The 20243-nt window shown below is 56.9% G+C and carries 14 protein-coding genes; 6 read left to right on the top strand and 8 right to left on the bottom strand.

Annotated features, from left to right (window positions below; genetic code table 11):
- Positions 1 to 28 precede the first annotated feature (28 nt).
- The 5 genes from ACZM96_RS03510 (at position 29) to ACZM96_RS03490 (ending at position 6260) form a co-directional block, all read left to right on the top strand.
- Positions 29 to 910 carry a polyprenyl synthetase family protein gene (locus tag ACZM96_RS03510; RefSeq protein WP_294484972.1) on the top strand — a complete coding sequence of 294 codons (882 nt, stop codon included), beginning with the start codon at positions 29 to 31 and terminating at the stop codon, positions 908 to 910.
- Positions 911 to 927: 17 nt separating this feature from the next.
- Positions 928 to 2880, top strand: coding sequence for a 1-deoxy-D-xylulose-5-phosphate synthase (gene dxs, locus ACZM96_RS03505; protein ID WP_489487376.1), 1953 nt, complete (start codon positions 928 to 930; stop codon positions 2878 to 2880).
- Positions 2867 to 3559, top strand: a complete 693-nt coding sequence (locus ACZM96_RS03500) for a thermonuclease family protein (RefSeq protein WP_489487375.1) — start codon at positions 2867 to 2869, stop codon at positions 3557 to 3559. The genes dxs and ACZM96_RS03500 overlap by 14 nt, the downstream gene beginning before the upstream one ends.
- A 745-nt stretch (positions 3560 to 4304) precedes the next feature.
- A complete protein-coding gene (locus ACZM96_RS03495; protein WP_489487374.1) occupies positions 4305 to 4868 on the top strand; it encodes a glycine cleavage system transcriptional repressor in 564 nt (187 codons plus the stop codon).
- 21 nt (positions 4869 to 4889) lie between these two features.
- Positions 4890 to 6260, top strand: a complete 1371-nt coding sequence (locus ACZM96_RS03490; protein ID WP_489487372.1) for a PFL family protein — start codon at positions 4890 to 4892, stop codon at positions 6258 to 6260.
- Between the two features lie 161 nt (positions 6261 to 6421).
- Here ACZM96_RS03490 and ACZM96_RS03485 read toward each other — a convergent pair whose 3' ends face one another.
- From ACZM96_RS03485 to ACZM96_RS03450, 8 genes are all read right to left on the bottom strand, one after another.
- Positions 6422 to 7276: an amidohydrolase family protein gene (locus ACZM96_RS03485; protein WP_489487371.1), complete on the bottom strand. Its 855-nt coding sequence runs from the start codon at positions 7274 to 7276 to the stop codon at positions 6422 to 6424.
- A 31-nt stretch (positions 7277 to 7307) separates the two neighbouring features.
- Positions 7308 to 8249, bottom strand: coding sequence for a glycyl-radical enzyme activating protein (locus ACZM96_RS03480; protein ID WP_489487370.1), 942 nt, complete (start codon positions 8247 to 8249; stop codon positions 7308 to 7310).
- 49 nt (positions 8250 to 8298) lie between these two features.
- Positions 8299 to 10812 (bottom strand): (2S)-3-sulfopropanediol dehydratase, encoded by a 2514-nt coding sequence (hpsG, locus tag ACZM96_RS03475; RefSeq protein WP_489487368.1) that lies wholly within the window; start codon positions 10810 to 10812, stop codon positions 8299 to 8301.
- Positions 10813 to 10832: 20 nt separating this feature from the next.
- A complete protein-coding gene (locus tag ACZM96_RS03470) occupies positions 10833 to 12686 on the bottom strand; it encodes a TRAP transporter large permease (protein ID WP_489487367.1) in 1854 nt (617 codons plus the stop codon).
- Between the two features lie 255 nt (positions 12687 to 12941).
- Positions 12942 to 13967 (bottom strand): TRAP transporter substrate-binding protein, encoded by a 1026-nt coding sequence (locus ACZM96_RS03465; protein WP_489487366.1) that lies wholly within the window; start codon positions 13965 to 13967, stop codon positions 12942 to 12944.
- A gap of 241 nt (positions 13968 to 14208) precedes the next feature.
- Complete coding sequence (locus tag ACZM96_RS03460; protein WP_489487364.1) at positions 14209 to 14856, bottom strand: Crp/Fnr family transcriptional regulator; 648 nt, start codon at positions 14854 to 14856, stop codon at positions 14209 to 14211.
- A 777-nt stretch (positions 14857 to 15633) separates the two neighbouring features.
- Positions 15634 to 17307 carry an FAD-dependent oxidoreductase gene (locus ACZM96_RS03455; protein WP_489487362.1) on the bottom strand — a complete coding sequence of 558 codons (1674 nt, stop codon included), beginning with the start codon at positions 17305 to 17307 and terminating at the stop codon, positions 15634 to 15636.
- Positions 17308 to 17343: 36 nt separating this feature from the next.
- Complete coding sequence (locus tag ACZM96_RS03450) at positions 17344 to 18990, bottom strand: FAD-binding protein (RefSeq protein ID WP_489487360.1); 1647 nt, start codon at positions 18988 to 18990, stop codon at positions 17344 to 17346.
- A 490-nt stretch (positions 18991 to 19480) separates the two neighbouring features.
- On the opposite strand from ACZM96_RS03450, the gene ACZM96_RS03445 reads away from it, so the two are divergent.
- Positions 19481 to 20243, top strand: a 763-nt coding sequence (locus ACZM96_RS03445; protein ID WP_489487359.1) for a LysR family transcriptional regulator, incomplete at its 3' end; no start/stop codon positions are given.

The following is a 20243-nucleotide window of genomic DNA, read 5'->3' as shown; positions in this document are numbered from 1 at the left end:
CCGGGGCGGCACATCACAAGGGGGACATATGCCCGCAGATCTTCGCGGCAGAGTGGAACAGTATCTCTCCGCCTCTTTTCTCGACAAGGAAATACCTTCCCGGCTTTCCGACGCCATGCGCTACAGCCTGCTTGCCGGAGGCAAGAGACTGCGTCCCATGCTCTGCCTGGCCGTGGCCCGAGCCTGCGCCAAAGACAGAGCCGAAGACATCACCGAGGCCCTGCTGCCCTTTGCCGCAGGACTTGAAATGATTCACACCTACTCGCTCATTCACGACGATCTGCCCGCCATGGACGACGACGATCTGCGCCGTGGGCATCCCACCTGCCACAAGGCCTTCGACGAAGCCACGGCCATTCTCGCGGGCGACGCCCTGCTCACCAACGCCTTCAGCCACATGGCGCGCGCCCACGCGCCCGCCGACGTGCTGCTCGAAGCCCTGCGCCTCACCGCCGACGCCGCCGGAGCCGCGGGCATGGCGGGCGGTCAGATGCTCGATCTGGAAGGCGAAGGAAAAAAACTTTCTCTGGAAGAACTGCGCATTCTCAACGAAAAGAAAACAGGAGCCCTGTTGCTGAACGCCTGTGAATGCGGCGCCGTTCTTGCCCAGGCCTCGCCCGAACAGCGACATGCGGCGCGCTGTTACGGCAGTGAATTGGGCATTGCGTTTCAGATTACCGATGATATACTTGACGTCGTCGGTGATGAGGCCACGGTAGGAAAAGAAGTGCGTCACGACGCGGAAAGCGACAAAGCCACCTGGCCGTCCCTCGTCGGTCTGGAAGAGGCCCGCCGCCTGGCCCGCGTTCACTGCGAGGCCGCCGAAAAGGCGCTGGGCGATCTGTTCTCCGGCCCCGACGCCGACTTTCTCCGCGAAACCGCACGCAAACTTGTCAACCGCACGCACTAGCCGCCTCAAGGATTCCCATGACCGACACGTCTCTGCTCTCCAGCCTGCATCTGCCCGAAGACATTCCCGGGCTTTCCCTTTCCCAAAAGCAGGAACTGGCGCAGGAACTGCGGAACACCATCATCCGCGTGGTCACGAACAACGGCGGTCATCTGGCTCCCTCGCTGGGCGTGGTGGAACTCACCATTGCCCTGCTCTCCTGCTTTGATCCCGCCCGCGATCCCATCGTGTGGGACGTCGGGCATCAGAGCTATCCCTGGAAAATTCTCACCGGCCGCGCCGACCGCTTCGACACCCTGCGCCGCTACGGCGGTCTTTCCGGCTTTCCCAACCGCTCCGAAAGCCCCTACGACTACTTCGGCGTGGGCCACGCCTCCACGTCCATTTCCGCGGCCCTCGGCATGGCCGCGGCGCGCGATCTGCGCGGCGGCAAGGAACACGTGGTCGCCGTCATCGGCGACGGCGCGCTCTCCGGCGGCATGGCCCTCGAAGCCCTGAACCAGGCAGGCGGCATGGGCAATCGCCTCATCGTCATTCTCAACGACAACAAGATGTCCATTTCCGAGAACACGGGCGCGCTTTCCCGCTTTCTCAGCCGCAACCTCTCCCACAGCACGGTCATGCACATCAAGCAGCACGTGGCCAAGGTGCTCTCTCGCCTGCCCAAGGGCGACTCCATCGTGGACATCATCCGCAAGGGCGAGGTCAGCTTCAAGTCGTTCTTCACCCCGGGCATGCTCTTCGAGGCCTTTCAGTTCAACTACATAGGCCCCATCAACGGCCACGACATCGCCCAGCTGGAACGTCATCTCGAAGCCGCCAAGCAGCTCGACATGCCCGTGCTTCTGCACATCCGCACGCTCAAGGGCAAGGGCTACGGCCCCGCGGAAAACGATCCTTCGCACTTTCACGGCATTTCCGCCTCCGTGGCCGACGAAATCAGCGTGCCTCCCCAGCCGAACGGCTGGGAGCCCTCCGGCCCGGGATTCAGTCAGGCCTTCGGCAGCACCCTCTGCACGCTCGCGGAAAAAAATCCGCGGCTCTTCGCCATCACCGCGGCCATGCCCGACGGCACCGGCCTTCAGGAATTTCACCTCCGCTTCCCCGAACGCTTCGCCGACGTGGGCATCTGCGAGGAACACGCCGTCACCTTTGCCGCCGGCCTCGCGTCCCGGGGCTACCATCCGGTGGTAGCCATCTATTCCACGTTCATGCAGCGCGCCTACGATCAGATCATTCACGACGTGTGTCTGCAGAATCTGCCCGTCACCTTCTGCCTCGACCGCGCAGGCCTCGTGGGCGAAGACGGCCCCACCCATCACGGAGCCTTCGATCTTTCGTGGCTGCGCGTGGTGCCGAACCTCACCCTCGGCGCGCCCCGCGACGAGGCGGCCCTGAGCGCGGCCCTCACCATGGCCACAGGCATGAATCAGCCCGTGGCGCTGCGCTATCCGCGCGGCTCCGGGCGGAAGCTCGACGCCTCGAACATGAAATTTGCCGACGCCATAGTAAAAAACGTCGGCTATCCCGCGCCCGGCGAAGGACAGCTTCTGCTGCGCGGCAACACGCGCGTGACCGTGCTCGTGGCCGGACAGCGCGCCGTGCCCTGCATGGAGGCGGCCCTGCTTGTGGCGCAGAACACCGGGCTGCTGGCCTCGGTATTCGACGCCTGCTGGGTCAAGCCGCTGCCGGAAAAGCAGATTCTCGATCTCGCCGCCGAAAGCGACGCCCTGCTGCTCGTGGAGGAAAACAGCCGCATCGGCGGCTTCTCCTCCGCCGTGCTGGAACTGCTGGCCGACAACGACCGCCTCGGCCGTATGAAAATACGTCGGCTCGGCCTTCCCGACCGCTTCATTCCCCACGGCCCGGTACGCCGACTGCGCGCCGATGTGGGAATCAACGTTTCCGGCATAGCCTCGGCGTTGAAAGAGCTTTTGCCGTCGCCCGCATCCGCCCATGAAAAAACGTAGGTCCTTCTTCCCCCGCAGACGAAAGAGTCCCGGCCGCTACGGACTGGAAGCCGCCATTTTGTGCGTGCTGCTCATGGTTGCGGCCTATGTGAGCAACGCCGAATGGTCGCCGAACGCGCCGACCCCGCCCGCCAGAGCGGAAAAACAGGTGGCCGATGCCCAAAAGGCCATCTTCAACAGCATCAAGAACATCCGGGCCTCCTCCGCAGGGAAGTCCGCGCCCGTGGCCGACGAGCGGGAATACCGCCTCGTGCGCGCCTCCGACGGCGACAGCTTCGTGCTCAAGGACGGCAGCGGACGCACCCTCCGCGTGCGCCTCTACGGCATCGACGCGCCGGAAAGCCGTCAGCCCTACGGCAAGCAGTCGAAGGCCCACCTGCTCTCCCTCATTCAGGATCGCCCCCTGCGCCTGAAAACCATGTATCTGGACAACTACAAGCGCACCGTTTCCCTGGTCTATCTCGCAGACAGAAACGGCATCGACGAGCTGTCCGTCAATCAGCGGCAGGTGCAGGCCGGCATGGCCTGGGTGTACGACTACTTCTGCACGAGCGACATCTGCAAAACCTGGAAGCTCGAAGAGGCCATGGCCCGCAAAGAGCGCCTCGGCCTCTGGCAGGACAGCGATCCCACGCCGCCCTGGCAGTGGCGTCGCGAGCAGAAAAAGAAGAAAAAGTAGCTTGGCGAAAGGCAACGCGGCCCTGCCATCGCATTTTGCCGAAGCGCCTCCGAAACAAGCCTTTTCCCGCGGCTGCAAGGGGCGAGCCTCTGCGGACAGGGAGGCCGCGCGCTTCACGCTGGCAGTCCTTGCAGACCGCCTTTGCCCTGCCCCTCTCCGCCCGAACCGTGCGCCTTTGCTTTACGTCTTCCCCATGACAGCCCTGCAAACTTTCCCGCGCGCGAAATCGCGTGCAATAAAAAAAGCAGAGCCCGCAAGCCCTGCCTTTTCGGAAAGTTGTTTTCCCAAGACTCATCCTTGTCGCACTCGGCCCGGAACTTCGCGCCCCACACGGGCCGCCCCGCAGTCTGAGCAAAGCGCCTGACGCCTTCCGCCGGGCATCCGTCTTCCGCATCAATCCGCCGGGCGAGCCCCGGCCACTCGCCCCGCGTGCCCCGGCGGCATTCCACAACGCCGAGCTCGCGCCCCGGCAACTTCAAAGGCGTGAATCCCGCTCAGCGCAGGCGAAAACTCCGCAGCCCTCAGCCCTCTGCCCACGGGCGCAGCGCGCCCTTTTCCCGAACGAGGCCGGACGCCCCGCCATTCCCGCCGTCGCCAGGCTGTGACATCTTTGCAAAAAGCGCGAAACGCAAACTTCGCTTGACGCTTCTCGGCGTTCCCGTCTATTCTTTCCACATTTCCCGCGAGTACGCTTCTCGCACCGTTTTCCGCTCCGTGCGTCAACCCTCTTTGCATCGAGGCGACTGTGAACCATATTGTCATCTCTGTCATCGGACGCGACTGTCCCGGCGTGGTCTATGCCATATCCAGCGCTCTGTCCAAGGAAAAGTGCAACATCGAAGAACTGAGTCAGACCATTCTGAAAGGTCAGTTCGCCTCCATCTTCATCGTCTCCGCGCCGGAAGACGTCAGCGAGGAAGACATTCAGCGCGTGGTCAGCCTCAGCCTCGAAGCCCGCCACATGGATCTGACCGTGGCCGCCCGCACCTTCGAGACTGACACCTTCTCCAGCGGCGAGGAAACCGAACCCTTCGTCGTGACCGTCAACGGTTCCGACCGGCCGGAAATCATTGCCATGATCTCCGGCGTCTTTGCCGAGCAGAAGGTGAACATTGAAAATCTGAAGGCCATCCGCATGGATGAGGACAGCAACGAATGCGTGCTGATGTTTGAAGTGGCCCTGCCGCTTTCCATCAACCGCAACGCCTTCCGTCAGATGCTTCAGGCCAAGGCCCGCAGCGTGGGACTTACCATCAGCATCCAGCACGAAAACATCTTTGAAGCCATCCATCGCGTACCCATCGTCTAACCCGGATCACAGGTCTGCCCCATGCTCACTGAACGCGAAGTGCTCAGCACTATCAACATGCTCCGCAACGAACATCTCGATGTTCGCACCGTTACCCTCGGCATCAGCCTCTTCGACTGCGTCAGTCACGACTTCGACGTGTTCTCCTACAAGGTGCGCGCCAAAATCGCCAAATACGCCGCCCATCTCGTGGAACACTGCAACGAAGTCGGCGCGCGCTACGGCATTCCCGTGGTGAACAAGCGCATCAGCATCAGCCCCATGGCCGTGGTCGGCGCGGGATTCAACGCCGAACAGATGGTGCGCGCCTGCCAGATGCTCGACGAAGCCGCCAAGGAGGCCGGCGTCGATTTTCTGGGCGGCTTCGGCGCCCTCGTGGAAAAAGGCATGACTCCCGGCGACAGAGCCCTCATCGACTCCCTGCCCGAAGCCCTCGCCACCACCGACCGCGTGTGTTCCTCCATCAACGTGGCATCCTCCAAGGCGGGCATCAACATGGACGCCGTGGCCCTCATGGGCCGTCAGATCGTCAAAGTGGCCGACGCCACCAAGGATCGCGACGGCATAGGCTGTGCCAAGCTCGTGGTATTCGCCAACATTCCCCAGGACGTGCCCTTCATGGCCGGCGCCTATCTCGGCATCGGCGAGCCCGACGTGGTCATCAACGTGGGCGTCTCCGGCCCCGGCGTGGTGAAGAAAGCCATCGACCGCGCCAAGGAAACCCATGAAAATCTGACGCTCAGCGACGTGGCCGAAGTCATCAAGTCCACGGCCTACAAGGTGACGCGCGTGGGCGAGCTCATCGGCAAGGAAGTGGCCGGACGCATGAACATTCCCTTCGGCGTGGCCGACCTCTCCCTCGCGCCCACGCCCGCCGTGGGCGACTCCGTGGGCGAAATATTCCAGAGCGTGGGCCTCTCCTCCATCGGCGCGCCCGGCTCCACCGCCGTGCTCGCCATGCTCAACGACGCCGTGAAGAAGGGCGGCGTGTTCGCCTCCTCCCACGTGGGCGGCCTCTCCGGCGCGTTCATTCCCGTTTCCGAAGACTCCAGCATCGAAGCCGCGGCCAACAGCGGCGCGCTCACCATGGAAAAGCTCGAAGCCATGACCAGCGTGTGCTCCGTGGGCCTCGACATGATCGCCATTCCCGGCGACACTCCCGCCACCACCATTTCCGGCCTCATCGCCGACGAAATGGCCATCGGCATGATCAACACCAAGACCACCGCCGTGCGCGTCATTCCCGTGCCGGGCAAGGGCGTGGGCGAAACCGCCATTTTCGGCGGTCTGCTCGGCCAGGCCAAGATCATTCCCGTGAACACCGGCGACGCCTCCGCCTTCATCAACCTCGGCGGACGCATTCCCGCGCCCATCCACAGCCTGAAGAACTAGCTCCATCCGTCATGATAAAGAGGGGGAGGAAAACAAAACGTTTTCCTCCCCCTCTCTTTTGCGCCGGGCCTCTGTGCTGTGCGCCACGGCGGCATGACCGACGCCCTCGACGAGCTCTTTATCGATCATGTTCCCCGTCGGCCGAAAAGTCTTGCAGAACGTCATGCATCGGCATGCATCTTAAGAAGCCTGTACGCATTCCTGTACAGAATTTTTTCCTTTTCTTCGTCGGTAAAGTCATACCCGTTCAAATCATCCACTGCGTCCTTGATGCCGTAGCAGGGATACGCCGAACCGAAAATGACGCGCTCACAACTCAGCCAGCGGCATCCGTTCGCGTACATCTCCCGCCCCGGCGTCCAGGGATTGTGCATGTAAAGATCGGGAATGAGCCACACGTTGGGATGAAGCGCCGCCACATTGAAAATCTGCGGTATCCACGGATAGCAGGCATGGGCGACGACTATCTGAAGCCTCGGAAAATCGTTGGCGATTTTCTGAATGTGTACCGGGTTGCTGTATTCCAGCGTCGGCCCCTGGTACAGACTCACGGTTAGCACCACCGGCATGTCCGCCTGCTCGCACAGGGAATACACGGGATAAAACACGGCGTCGTCGGGAAGCCGCGCCGGCTCATTCCAGCCCGGTTCAAGCGCCACGCCTTTAAATCCGTAGCGGAAGCACTTTTCCAGTTCCTTGACGGCGGAAAAAATCCCGGACGAAAGATCCACCCCGCCGAACGGAACAATCATGTCGGGATACGCGTCCGCCAGCTCCTTCACGTCCTCGTTGGAAACGGACGACGCCTTGTCTGCAATGTTGCGCGCCATGACGACGCCCTTCTCCACGCCCGCGTCCCGCATTTCCTGAAAGAACAGGTCCATGGACTTCTCATGGGCCGAGGCCAGATAGGTGCCGCGCAACGCCATGGGGCCGACACTGTTGCACACCGGATTAAATATGGAAAGATTCTTGAAGCCCTTGAACGGCGGCCGGAGCCGAAAGTCAAAAATCATATGCGTTCTCTCCTGTCTGTTGCCGTAAAAATCAGGATACCAGCCGCTCGCCGAGTCTTGCCTCGGCTATCTTCCGCAAGCTCTCCATCCGTGCCTTATCGAGCTTCACGTCTCCCATGGGGTACTCTCGGCCCAGCTGATAATACTTCTGCGTGCCGAGACGATGATACGGCAGCATCTCATACGAAATGCTGCGGCCGGGCAGCGTGTCGATGAAGTCGCAGATCTCGCGGATCGTCTGCTCCGAGTCGTTGAATCCCGGAATGATCGGCGTACGCAGAAGTATCGGCAGATCCTTGAAATCGGACGATACGCGTCTGATGTTCTCAAGAATCTGCGCATTGTCTGCGCCCGTATAGCGCTTATGAAGAGAGGCGTCGGTGTGCTTGATGTCGAAGATGAGCGTGTTCAGATGCTTTGCTGCTTCATGCAGCACTTCGTAAGGAGCCTGTCCGCAGGTTTCCATGGCCACGTCCAGATAAAGACGTTCCGCCTCCCGAAGAAGCGCCGTCAGAAACTCAGGCTGGAAGCAGGGTTCCCCGCCGGAAACCGTCAATCCGCCGGAACTTCTCTGATAGAAAACGGCGTCCTTCTCCACCTCCTTCAGGGCCTCCTCCACGGTGATGCGTCGGCCGAAAATCTTGAGGGCTCCGGCATGGCACCGAGCCGTACAGGCACCGCCGCATTCCGCAAGACGGCATCTGTCTCTTGCAATCACGGGAAAACCGTCTTCAGAAAACGATATCGCCTTCTCGGGACACTTCTCCGCACAAAAGCCGCACTTGTTCTTCGTAAGACAGCGCGTGCCGTTGAAGGCAAGCTCATCCTGCGGCAGCTGCGACTCCGGATTGCTGCACCAGCGGCAGCGAAGTGAACAGCCCTTGAAAAAAATAATGGTCCGTATGCCCGGCCCGTCATGAACGCTGTATTTCTGAATATTGAAAATGTGCCCTTCAACAAGCCTGTCCTGCATAACCCTTCTCCTGAAGGGGGGCTCCCTTTTGCAGAGAGCCCCCGCTGTGTTACATTTCAGAATGTTCCGTTCTGGCAATCAGATCGTTCTGAAGATCCGGAGTCAGATCAACAAAATAGGCGCTGTAGCCCGCCACGCGAACTATGAGGCTGCGATACTTTTTGGGATCTCTCTGCGCCGCCAGCAGCGTGCCGCGATTGATGACGTTGAACTGCACGTGCCAGAGCTTGAGATCGATGAAGGAACGAATGAAGTCGATCAGACGACGGGTGCCCTGCTTGCCTTCCACCGCCTTCGGGCTGAACTTGAGGTTCAGCATGCGGGCCGCCCTGTTGATCTTGTCGCGGTTCTTGGACGCATCGTTGCTGAGCAGCACGCCCGTAGGACCGTTGACGTCGGCGCCGTGAGAAGCCGACGTACCGTCGGAAAGCGGCGTCCAGGCCTTTCTGCCGTTGGCGGAAGCAGAAACCACGCGGCCGAACGGCACATGCGCCGTCACCGGCACATAGCGAGTGTCCATGTAGATTCCGAGTTCCTTGCCGTATTTTTCAAAGAACTCCATGGTGTGACGTTCCACGGCGTGACCTATGGAGTCGGCATACGGATCGTTGTTGCCGTAGCAGGGGCAGCTCTTCAAGAGTTCCTGCACATCCTCGTAGCCCTCAAAATCGGCGTTCAGGGCTTCAAGCAGCTTGTCCATGGTCAGCGACTTGTCTTCATACACCGTCTTCTTGATCGCCGCGAGGCTGTCGATGAGCGTGCCGTAGCCGATGAAGTCCGCGAGGCCGCTTTCGTAGCCTTCAGGAATGTGTTCCGTATGAAGGTCAAGGCAGTACTTCATGCACAGATCATGCAGGCTGGAGCTCATGGGCACGGCAAAGAACTTCTGCCGCATCTTGTTGATGATGTACTGAATGTCCAGGGCTATTCTCAGATAGTTCGTCTGCTGAACCAGGAAGGCGTTCCAGAACTCCTCCCATGTCTTCAGATTTCTGGGATCTCCCGTTTCCACGCCCATGAGCTTGTCGCCGAACTTCTTCATGCGTCCGTTGTTGAGCACAAGTTCCAGTTCGGCCGGAAGATTGACGTAAAGACCGCCGGACGTGTAGGTGTCGCGATTCGGCATGCGCGTTTCCGTGCATCCGCTCACGGCATAGTCGAAAGCCTGATCGAGCGGCGCGCCCTTGGTCGTCATGATGGGAATGATTTCCTCGTCGTTGAACAGTTTGGGATATCCCGTGCCGAACTTGATAGTTTCGGCGATGTCGGCCAGGAAACGCTCGGGAGAGCGCACATGCACTCGGGCGGCAAGATCGGGATAATGCAGCGGAAATTCCCGCTTGGACTTCAGGAACAGATACGAAAGATCATTGGTGGCGTCTTCGCCGGCCTTGTTCTGTCCTCCTATGGTTACGGCTTCCCAGTGCGCATAGCCCTGATTGAAGGACGTGCCCTGTGCGGAAATATACATTTCAATGAACTGAGCCATGCCGCACCACACGCATTCCAGAAGTTCCATGGCCTGCGCGTCGGTGAGCGTTCCGTTCTCCTTGTCCTGCTTGTAGAGCGGGTACAGATACTGATCCATGCGGCCGTTGGAAATCGTCGTGCCGGTGCGCTGCTCCAGACGGGAGAACATCTGCACGAAGAACTGACTCTGAACCGCCTGATGGAACGTCTTGGCCGGATACGCCGGAACCTGACGGCAGTTTTCCGCAATGAGCAGCAGTTCGGCCTTTCGCACGGGATCCTTTTCCACGGCCGCCATCTCTTCGGCCTTTTCGGCGTGCCGTCTGGCCCAGAGCATGATGGCGTCGCTCACGATGACCACGGCTTCCAGGAACGGACGCTTTTCGTGGTAATCGGACGGGCTGTCGGGATCGAGCGCGTCGAGACGTTCCTGAGCCTCGCGACGAATATCCATAAATCCGCGGCGGATCACCTTTTCATAGTCATGCACCCACTGAAGCGAGGAACGCCAGGAGGCCGTTTCGTTGACGAGATATCGGGGCGTCGTGCCTTCCTTGTCGATGAACAGGATGTCGTGCAGTTCCTTGGGCACGGCCGCGTTGAAATTCTCGTGGTAGGTCTTTCCCTTCCAGTAGGGGCCTATTTCCTCCTTGATGACGTTCATGGTCTCGGGCGAGATGAACGCCGCGCCGCCTTCGCGTTCTCCGAGCTTGTCGAGGAACGTCTCATAGAAATCGCCTTCGATTTCCGGATAGAGAATGCCGTAGCGGCCCTTGCAGCCTATGCGTCCCGCCAGAAGCTGATAGTCGTCGATGTAAATGGTGATGTTGCTTGCGATGTTGTAGAGAGCCTTCGCCCAGCGGAGGTTCAGCGGCTGTCCTTCCGTCTCCTTCATGCTTCTGGTGAAGTACAGGGCCCGCTCTACATCGATGACGGGTTCAAGGCCGTCAAAGGTCTGAACGATTTTGGCGATTCTGGGATGATCCCTGGTAAAAACGTCTTCGCCGATGCCGAGAATGCGTTTTTCCTGACCGGACAGCGCAACGTCTTCCTGACTGGCACAGTAGGGAGTACAAGCAGAGGATTCCAGCATACCAACTCTCCTTTACAAGGTTAATGCATGAGATTGGGAAGGAACAAGGAAATGGCGGGAACAAACGTAACGAGTACCTGACACACCAGAAGCGCAAGCAGGAAAGGAACACACGCCTTTGCCAGACTTTCCACCGAAACGTCGCCGACGGAGGAGCCCACGAACAGATTGACGCCGATGGGCGGAGTGACAAAACCGATGGCCAGGTTGACCGTCATCATCACGCCGAAGTGGATGGGGTCGATGCCGAAACTGACGACGATGGGCAGCAGCAGCGGCGTGAGAATAAGGATGGCGGCAAGCGCTTCCATGAACGTGCCTATGATGAGCAGAACCACGTTCAGGATGACAAGGAGCAGGAACTTGCTGCTGGTGAATCCCATGATGAACTCGGCCAGCATTTCAGGAATGGATTCGATGGTGATGATGTTGCCGAAGATGCCGGCCATGGCAAAAATGAACAGCACGTTGCTGCCGGTCACACAGGTTTCGACGCAACAGTCGAACAGTTTTTTGAATCCTATTTCCTTATAAACGAACATGCCCACGTACATGCCGTAGAAAGCGCCGACGGCAGCCGCTTCCGTAGGCGTCATGATGCCGCCGTAAATGCCGCCGAGGATGATGACCGGAACCATCAGGGCCCACCGGGCTTCCACAAAGGCCCTGGCGCGTTCCCTGGCGCCTGCCATGGTCGTTCCACGCCAGTTGTTCTTCCTGGATATCCACCAGGCGACCAGCATCAGCGCGCCGCCGCAGAGCAGGCCCGGCATGACGCCGCCGGCAAAGAGCTTGGCAATGCTCTGCTGCGAAGAAATGCCGTAAATGAGCAGCGGATTGCTCGGGGGAATCATCACGCCGATGATGCCGGCACAGGTGACGATGGCCACGCTGAACGTTCTGCTGTATCCGCGCTCCACCATGGCCGGAATGGTGATGCATCCGATGGCCGCCACCGTGGCGGGTCCTGAACCGCTGATGGCGGCAAAGAACATGCAGGTGGCAATGGTGGCCAGGGCAAGCCCGCCGGTCTTGTTGCCCAAAAAGGCGTCGGCAAGCTTAAGAAGTCTGCTGCTCAGGCCGCCTTCGCCCATGAACACGCCCGTTGCAATGAAGAAGGGAATGGCCATGATGGCCGAGTTGTCGATGCTGGTATAGGTAATCTGCGCCACATAGTCGGAAGGAATGGTGTCGCAGGCCCATATGACGGCCAGACACGAACATGCAATGCTGACGGCAACCGGCGTGCTGAACGCCAGAAAGAACAGGAAGTACACCAGCAGCACGACGGGAGCGCTTTCCCAGTCTTCATAGAAAAAAAGAGGCGCAAGAATGGCGAAGGCCAGCACCAGACCCGTGAGAGCCGAAAGCACGCCGAATTCCCGGAGCGACTTGTAGAGCCGCTGACAAAGCCGCAGAATGACCAGTCCGAATCCGACGGGAAGAATGGAATACGGCACGGCGTAAGAAAGATGCAGGGCCGCGGAATTCTGCGGAAAACGCTGAATCATGGCAATATGGTCAAGCCCCTTGCAGACGATGACGCCGGCCAGAACAAAAAACAAAAACGTGTTGGTATTGTCTATGATGGCCTTTCCAGTCCTGTTGAACATATCATAAAATACAGTGACGCGAATATCCTTGCTGTATTTTATGATAAGAGGAACGGCAAGATACGTTATCCATACGAATACGAAACGCGAGAGTTCCTCAGTCCAGACCACAGATCCGGCGTCACCAGAAAAAATATTGATAACGATGTATCGATAGACTGTTTGAAAAAATATGGCATGAATGATAATAATAAGTCCAATAAAAAGAAAAATCTTTTCAGCATTTTCATCAAGCCATATCAACGTCCGTCTTGCACTCATATCACCCTCTGTAAAGTAGATACACAGAACAAAATCGATACATCATAGATAATCAGAACATCACAATATACGCCGTGAAAAATATCTCTTGAAGCATTTTCAAGCATTGATGATGAATGATCGACCGACCAGTTCTGTTAAGTTCACGAGTAAAGGATTGAAAAGGGTATAAGACAAGACCCTCTGAATAATCAGAGAACAATCTCCCCGTTCACGCTCATGAAGAGAATGAACGGGGAATATGTTGCCGGAGTATTATTTCAGAGCGTCCATGAACAGCGTATAGGCTTCAGGAGAAATCTTGGAACGGAACTCTTCCCACACGGGCTTGGTGAGTTCCTTAAGCCTGGCGTAGTCGGCCTCGGAGCACATGTTTATCGTCACGCCCTTTTCCTTCATTATTCCGTAGGCGTCCATATTCATCTTGGCGCTGAGCGAACGTTCATAGGCCACGGCTTCCGCCGCCGCTTCTTCAATGATCGCTCTCTGCCCGTCCGTCAGAGACTTCCAAAGGTCAAGGTTCATGACCACGACATGGCCATAGTAGTTGTGCTTGGAATCGAGAACGTACTTTGCAATATCGCCGATGTCGCCGAGCGGAGCAATGGAGGCGTTGTTGACGGCCATGGCGTCCACGGTGCCCTGCCGCATGGCGGTTACGGTTTCGCCCCACGCCATGGGAATGGGATACATGCCCAGAGCCTTGGCCACGGCAAGTTCAACAACGGAGTCCGTGACGCGGACCTTCACATTCTTCAGGCCTTCAATGGTGGAAACGTTCTTGTTGTGGAACTGAAAATCACGGTAGCCCACGTCGCCGAAGTAAATGAGCTTCAGATTGATGCTGTTCAGAACCTTTTCATAATACTGCCCCAGCGGACCGTTATCCATGGCGGCAAACAGCTTTTCGAGAGCCTTGGGATTCATCGGATCAATGATGTAGGGCATGTCGAACAGCAGAAAGTCGGGAGCAAACAGGGAAAGATTGCCCGTAGAAATGGAACTCATGGAAAGACTGCCTTTCTGCGCCCCTTCAGTGGTGACGCGGTCGCTGCCGAGAATGCAGTCGCCGTACACCTTGAGTTTGATTTTCCCTCCCGATTTTTCTTCCAGGAGTTCACTGAATTTCAGGCAGCCCAGCGACACCTGGTCTCCTTTGTTCATGGGGTGGCCGAGCCTCATGTTCAGCTTCTTTTCCGCAGCGTCGCAATGGCCGGCAACCAGCAGTCCGGCCAGTCCAAAACAAAGAGCCCCAAGAGCGAGTCGAAACGCAGACTTCATGTTTTTCTCCTGTTAAAAATAACGGTTGAAGCCACTCCTTTCCTTGTCGAATTTCCTGCATGCATGAAATTCATCGTGGTGTACATTAAATAACAAGGCCAAAAAAAATATCGATAACTTGTGTTATCGATATTGAGTTTTTTTATTTTTTCAGAGCCCGAGGCTTGCCTTGCCCGCGGGTGGAAAATCTGTCGTTTGCCCAAGTATGGGGCAAAACAATGAAAGCAGCTCTTCTCATTCTTTACCGATAAATAACTATTCTATTTTTAAAAGTCTGAATTTTCATTTCCTTCTTCAATTCAGAAAAAGCTCTGCTAATGGAAACGGAATGAACATTCATAATACTCGCTATATCCTTCTGACTTAAATTCAACTCCAATTTATCATTTTCACCCATATTTTTAAATTGATTTAAAATAAATGTTTTTAGACGTTCTTTTATGGATTCATTTTTAAAATTTTCAAATTTTGTAGATACACTTGTTGATTTAACTGCAAGAGTAAACAAAAAATTTTTCACTATTTGTGAATCTTGAATAAGCTTGGCAACCGCACTCTCAGAAAATTTAGTCACCAGACTGTCTTCAGCAACAACTATTTCATCCATGCTGCTGCGCCTGGAAAAAAACCATCCTTCTCCAAAAAAACCTTCCTTGACCACATAGGCAAGATTCATTTCACCGTGATGCACAGGGCGGAAACCCAAAATGGTACCCCTGTGAAGATAATATATATGTTTTAAAGTTTCTCCATAGTGAACAAGAAAAGTTCCTTTATGAAATGTCGATGTAGTTCCCAGTGAAAAAACTTCTTTCGGCAGCTTGGGAGCTTTTGATACGTCAAAAATATGAGGGAAAAAAAGCTGATTAATTTTATGTACGGAATCCATAGCCTTCCTCCCCCATTTGTATTATAAAGACAACATAAATATACGCATGTAAAACATTATTGTATATTATAAAGACCAAATATTATATATTTTATAATAATAACACACCATGTCAACGAACAGAACGAATTAAAACATAAATCACAAGCTGGTGATAACAAAAAAGCCCCATATACGTTTAAAAGGCATATGAGGCAACGATATTTAATAGGGCAACCGGCACATGGCTCAAGATCGAAATTCCTTGTGAAAGAAGGATGTCAACTCTCTTGTACATGCCAGTTTCGCCCCCGGACACGTTTCTTTCGTATCAGCACTGCAACGGGATGACAAGAGAAAGCTTATGCGGCGCCGGTCTCACGCGCGCGACCTTGCCGTTTCCAGCAGGGACGGCTCATTTGCCTTTTCCCTCTGTACGCTGAAACGGGAGAGTAAAGCGACGTTTTCTCCCTGCTTCATGGTTCTGTTCGAAAAGGAACAGGCCGACGCATCGTGGCGGGTCTGCTGTTCTACATCAATGGCGCGGGATGCGGGCGAAATCCTGCTGAAAAAGTATTTTTAGGCATAAATGCCTCGTGATCCACCCGCCCGGCAGGTCAATTTCTGTTCAGTCGCTTCCGTACTCTCAACTGTCTGAAGGTCGTAACGACGACGGCCGCTTCACTCCGGAGCGGCCTTTGCATTTAATGAAAGAGGGAGAACGGAAACAGCTCCGTTCTCCCTCTTTCGACGTTTCCGGGCGGACGCGCCGCCCGGCTCTCTCCTCACTTCACGGCATCACACAAGCATGGTGATGGGGAACTCTATGGTGATGGAACCCGTGGGACAGCCTATGCGGCAGCAGGCGCAGTGCCAGCATTCCTCGGGATAACGGACGAAGGGCCCGTCTTCATTGCGGTCCAGAATGTAGTTGGGGCAGCGCTCCACGCAGGTGCCGCAGTCGATGCAGTGACCGCAGTGAATGCAGCGGGAGGCCTCAGCCTGCGCCTGTTCGGCGTTGAAGCCGAGATCGATCTCCTCGAAGGGCAGCAGATGCGCGCGGTCGGACTTGTTCGTCTGCTGACGGGGAGCATGTTCGTGATAGGTCGGATTCTCGATTTCCTCGAACTGCACGACATGCTGCTCCTGCGCGAGCGCCTTTTTCTCCATGACGAGGGAAAGGGTTCCGCTCCCGTTTTCCCTGAAGACGACTTCGGGAAATTCCGTCAGGCCTTCAAGGCGGCAGTGTACGCCGATGGCGGCCTTGCGGCCGCTGCCGATGGCCGAGGCCACCGTGGCCGGTCCGGTGACGATGTCGCCGGCGGCAAACAGTCCGGGAACAGAACTTTCCTGGAAGTCGTCGACCACCAGATAGCCGCGGGCCGTCTTCTGAAGGGAGAGTCCTTCCAGAAAATCCGTTTCCGGCATCAGGCCGCTGGCGCAGATCACCATGTCGGCCGGCAGGGAAATGACGTCGCCTTCGCGGAATTCGGCGATGAGCTCGCCGCTCTCGCTGAAACGGAAGCTGGAAAGCCCGGAAGCCCTGACAGTATTGCCCTCGACGCCGCCCGCAAGATAGGACGCGTAAAGATTGATGCTTTCAGCCCTGGCCTGTTCCACTTCCTCCTGCGGAGCCTTGATGGCGTCGGCCGCTTCGGGGAACACGAGGCTGACGGAACCCGCGCCGAGACGACGGGCCGTAAAGGCGCAGTCGAAGGCCACGCCACCGCCGCCGAGCACCACCACGTTCTTTCCGGTCAGGCTCTGACGGGACAGATTGCTGGCCCCGAGGAAGCTCACTGCGGGAACCAGCGCTTCCCTGCCGGGAATGTTGAGCAGACGTTCCTTCTGATTGCCCACGGCGACCACCGTGGCGTCATAGGCGTCCATGATCGCGGCGAGCGCCACATCCCTGCCCACCTTGACGTTGGTGTGCGCGGCAATATTGAGCGAGAGCACGTTGCCCACTTCTCTGTCCACGACGTTCTTCGGCAGTCTGAAATCCGGCACGGACACGCGGGGAACGCCGCCGAGCACGGCCGAAGCTTCAAACACCGTGACGGCATGGCCCATGAGGCGGAGAAAATACGCGCACGTCATGCCCGCAGGGCCGGAACCGATGACCGCCACCTTCTTTCCCGTATCGGCCAGAGGCGCAAGGCGGGAAATGACGGGAGCGTCGGCGGCAAAACGTTCCAGCGCACGGATGGAAATCCCTTCGTCATACTTGCGGCGGTTGCAGTGCATCTCGCAGGGATGCGTGCACACGCGTCCGGTCACGCCGGAGAAAGGATTGCGGGAAAGAAGCACGGCATGAGCCTCTTCCGGCTTTCCGTCCTTGATCAGGGTTTCAACCGCCTGAATCCGGTTGCCCGCCGGGCAGTGCGCCTCGCACGGCGATGTCCTGTTCTGACGCTTCTGAAAACCCGAAACCACCAGCTCTTTCAATTCCTTACTATATCTGGGAGGCATTTTCTCTATCCTTTTCAGCTGAATATGACTTCATGCTCACTGCCAGGAAATCCTGGGCCGGCCATCCACCTTTTCCGTCACCATGAGCTTGTTCAGCGCGGGATCGGGATCAGGGTAGTCGGAACGCATATAAATAGTGCTGTTGGATGTCTCCCGGTGTTCAATGCTGGCCAGGGTGACAAGCTTGCACATCTCCAGCAGAACAAGCGCTTCATGGGTGCGCATGAGTTCATGCCAGTTGTCTGCAATAAGATCGTCCTTGAGGGCCTCGATGCGGGCAAGGCTGTCCAGAGCCTGCTTCATGCCCCGCTCGTTGCGGACATACCCCATGTAGTAGTCCATGACCTGTCTGATGGCGCTTTCAAACTGCGCATAGTGCGTGCTGCCCTCGGAATGCAGGGGAGCAAGAACGCGACGGCGTTCCGCCTCCGCTTCTGCGGCGGACACGTCCGGCACGGCGTCGATGGTTTCGGACTTGGCGGAAGCATGCTTTCCGGCCGCATAGCCTCCGCACATGGCTCCGGAAAAAGCCTGAAAACCGGTTCCCACGAAGAGGCCGGAAATGTTGCTCTCGAAATGTTCATCGCGCAGCACCAGCGCTTCCAGAGCAAGATCGCCTATTTCCACTTCCATGAGCTTGTTGTAGAGGTCCACGCCCTTCTGCTCGGAATATTCCTTCCATGTGGCCTTGTCGCCGGGCATGAGCTCTTCCGTGAGCACGCGCTGACTTTCCCGGGGAAGATTGCGGGTGTCCATATAAAAAGGCGGACCGTAGCCGGCAATCTGTTCCCGCACAAGTCCCTGCACGAAAAGATGACGGGGAGCCTGCTCCAGCATGGGATGGTACTTCTTCATGAAGCGCTCGCCCTTGTAGTTCAGAGCCGCGCCGCCTTCGCCCGTCAGACCGTTCATGCCCGGGCAGCCGAAGCTCTTGGGAAGCACCGTGGCTATCTGACGGGTATCGAGACAGCCGATGCGCGCGCCGGCTTCGTAGGCCAGAATATACTGGGCTCCGGTATTATGGCTGGGGAACTGCGCGTTGAAGGGATTTCTGGTGGAATTGGTCGTCACGCGCGTGGCGCGCGGGCCGAGGGCCAGCACCGCCGTCTTGCAGCGGATGACGTGAAATTCCCCGTTCAGCACGTTGTAGCCCATGGCGCCAACCATGCGTCCGTCTTTGACCACAAGCCTGGTGATCATGACGTTGTCGAGCACATCCACGCCTATCTCGCGGATCTTCTTCGCGATGAGCGGCTTCATGTACTGGCCGTCGCGGATGAGAATCCACCACTTTCCCGGCTGACCGAAACCGCGCGTGCGCAGATAGCTGCCGTCTTCCTTCTTGCGGAACTGAACGCCCACGTCCGTGAGCCATTCGATCATGTGGGGAATGATCGCTCCCCACTGGCGGACGGTGTCGGGGAGAAGACCGTTGGTGGGCGTGCAGTACACCTTCACCAAGTCTTCCACGGTATCGAAGGGCTCGTCGGTGTTCAGAACCCCCATGAAATGATCATTGCCGCCGCCTATGCAGCCGCAGCTTTCCAGTTTTCCCTTATCGACCAGCAGCGTCCTTTTCCCGGCTTCCCGCGCAGCTATGGCTGCGCCGCAACCACTGGCTCCTCCACCGAGGACCAGCACGTCGGTTTCGTGGTACTGAACGGATGTTTCCTGTGCAGACATAACATCTCCCGGTTTTAGAGTTCTGACCGCGACGGTGCAGGCCGCGGCTGAAATCCATCCCTATGCAGGACATGCGCCGTAAAAAGGCGCAGCGTACGGAAGCGCTTGCCCCGCATGCCGGCTGAAGCGCGGTGAAAGGCGAACAGGCTGACGGAAGGAAACGATGCCGAAGAGCGTCTTCCAGACCGGGCATCCGCCCCATGTCTGGGCTCGTGCGGACCGATGTTCCGTGCAGAGGGGACTCCTGAACGCTTTCTCCGTTGCCGTCATTCCTTCGCATCTGTATAGTTTTCGGGGGGGCACTCGGCAGATCGGAGGGATGCGGCAGCTTGAGCATGAATACGTTTTACCGCCGACAGCTTGTGAAAATCAAAACTATTATTTTTATACTACTATCCAATAATTCGATAGCCCGACTTCGACTTCTTTCGCGCCGTTGGTGTACGCTGAGAGCAAACGTCAGTCCCAACCAGAGCCAGGAGGAGAAAGCATGATTCCGGAAATCGCTGGAGACTTCTTGCAGCAACTGCGAAGCTTTTACTATGTGGCCACCTGCGGAAGCGTTTCTGACGCATCAAATGAAATAAACCGTACCCAAAGCACGGTAAGCTATCACATTCAGCTTCTTGAAAAGAGCCTCAATGTGGTATTATTTTCAAGAATAAAGAACAAAATGATTCTTACCGACGAGGGAAAAAATCTTTTAAAATGGACGCTCAGGATTTTTGACACCATTTCATGCATGCATGATGAACTTTGTGACACCGCGCAATACGGATTCATGCGCATTGCCGGAACAAGGCCGATATTCGGCTCTGAAGAATTCGGCCGGTCCTTTTCGCAGTTCCACGAAAAATATCCGAACATTCACGTTTCTCTGAACAGCGGCCATCCGTCGCTGCTGTATTCAAGCATAACCACCGGGCAGAATGATTTCGGCCTTGTCGGCATATCCAGCGAATCCGAAGACTTCGACTTCATTCCCCTCTTCCGGTCGCCGTTTCTTCTGGCCGTGAGCAGAAGTCAGACGGAACGTTTTTCCTCTTCCATAACCATGGAAGAGCTGAAAACGCTCCCCTATATTTCCTTTTCCATAAATTTAAGAGAGAAAATATCGAATTTCAGTCTTGTTCCCCGCCAGGTACAGGAAATCATGTCGCACAATTCCATTCTCTCTTGCAGCAGCTACTACATCATCATGAACTATGTCGCCATGGGGCTCGGCTGCACGATCATAGACATGCTTTCTCTGA

Source organism: Mailhella sp. (genome assembly GCF_057866825.1).
This window is presented reverse-complemented; position numbering and strand designations above follow the sequence as displayed.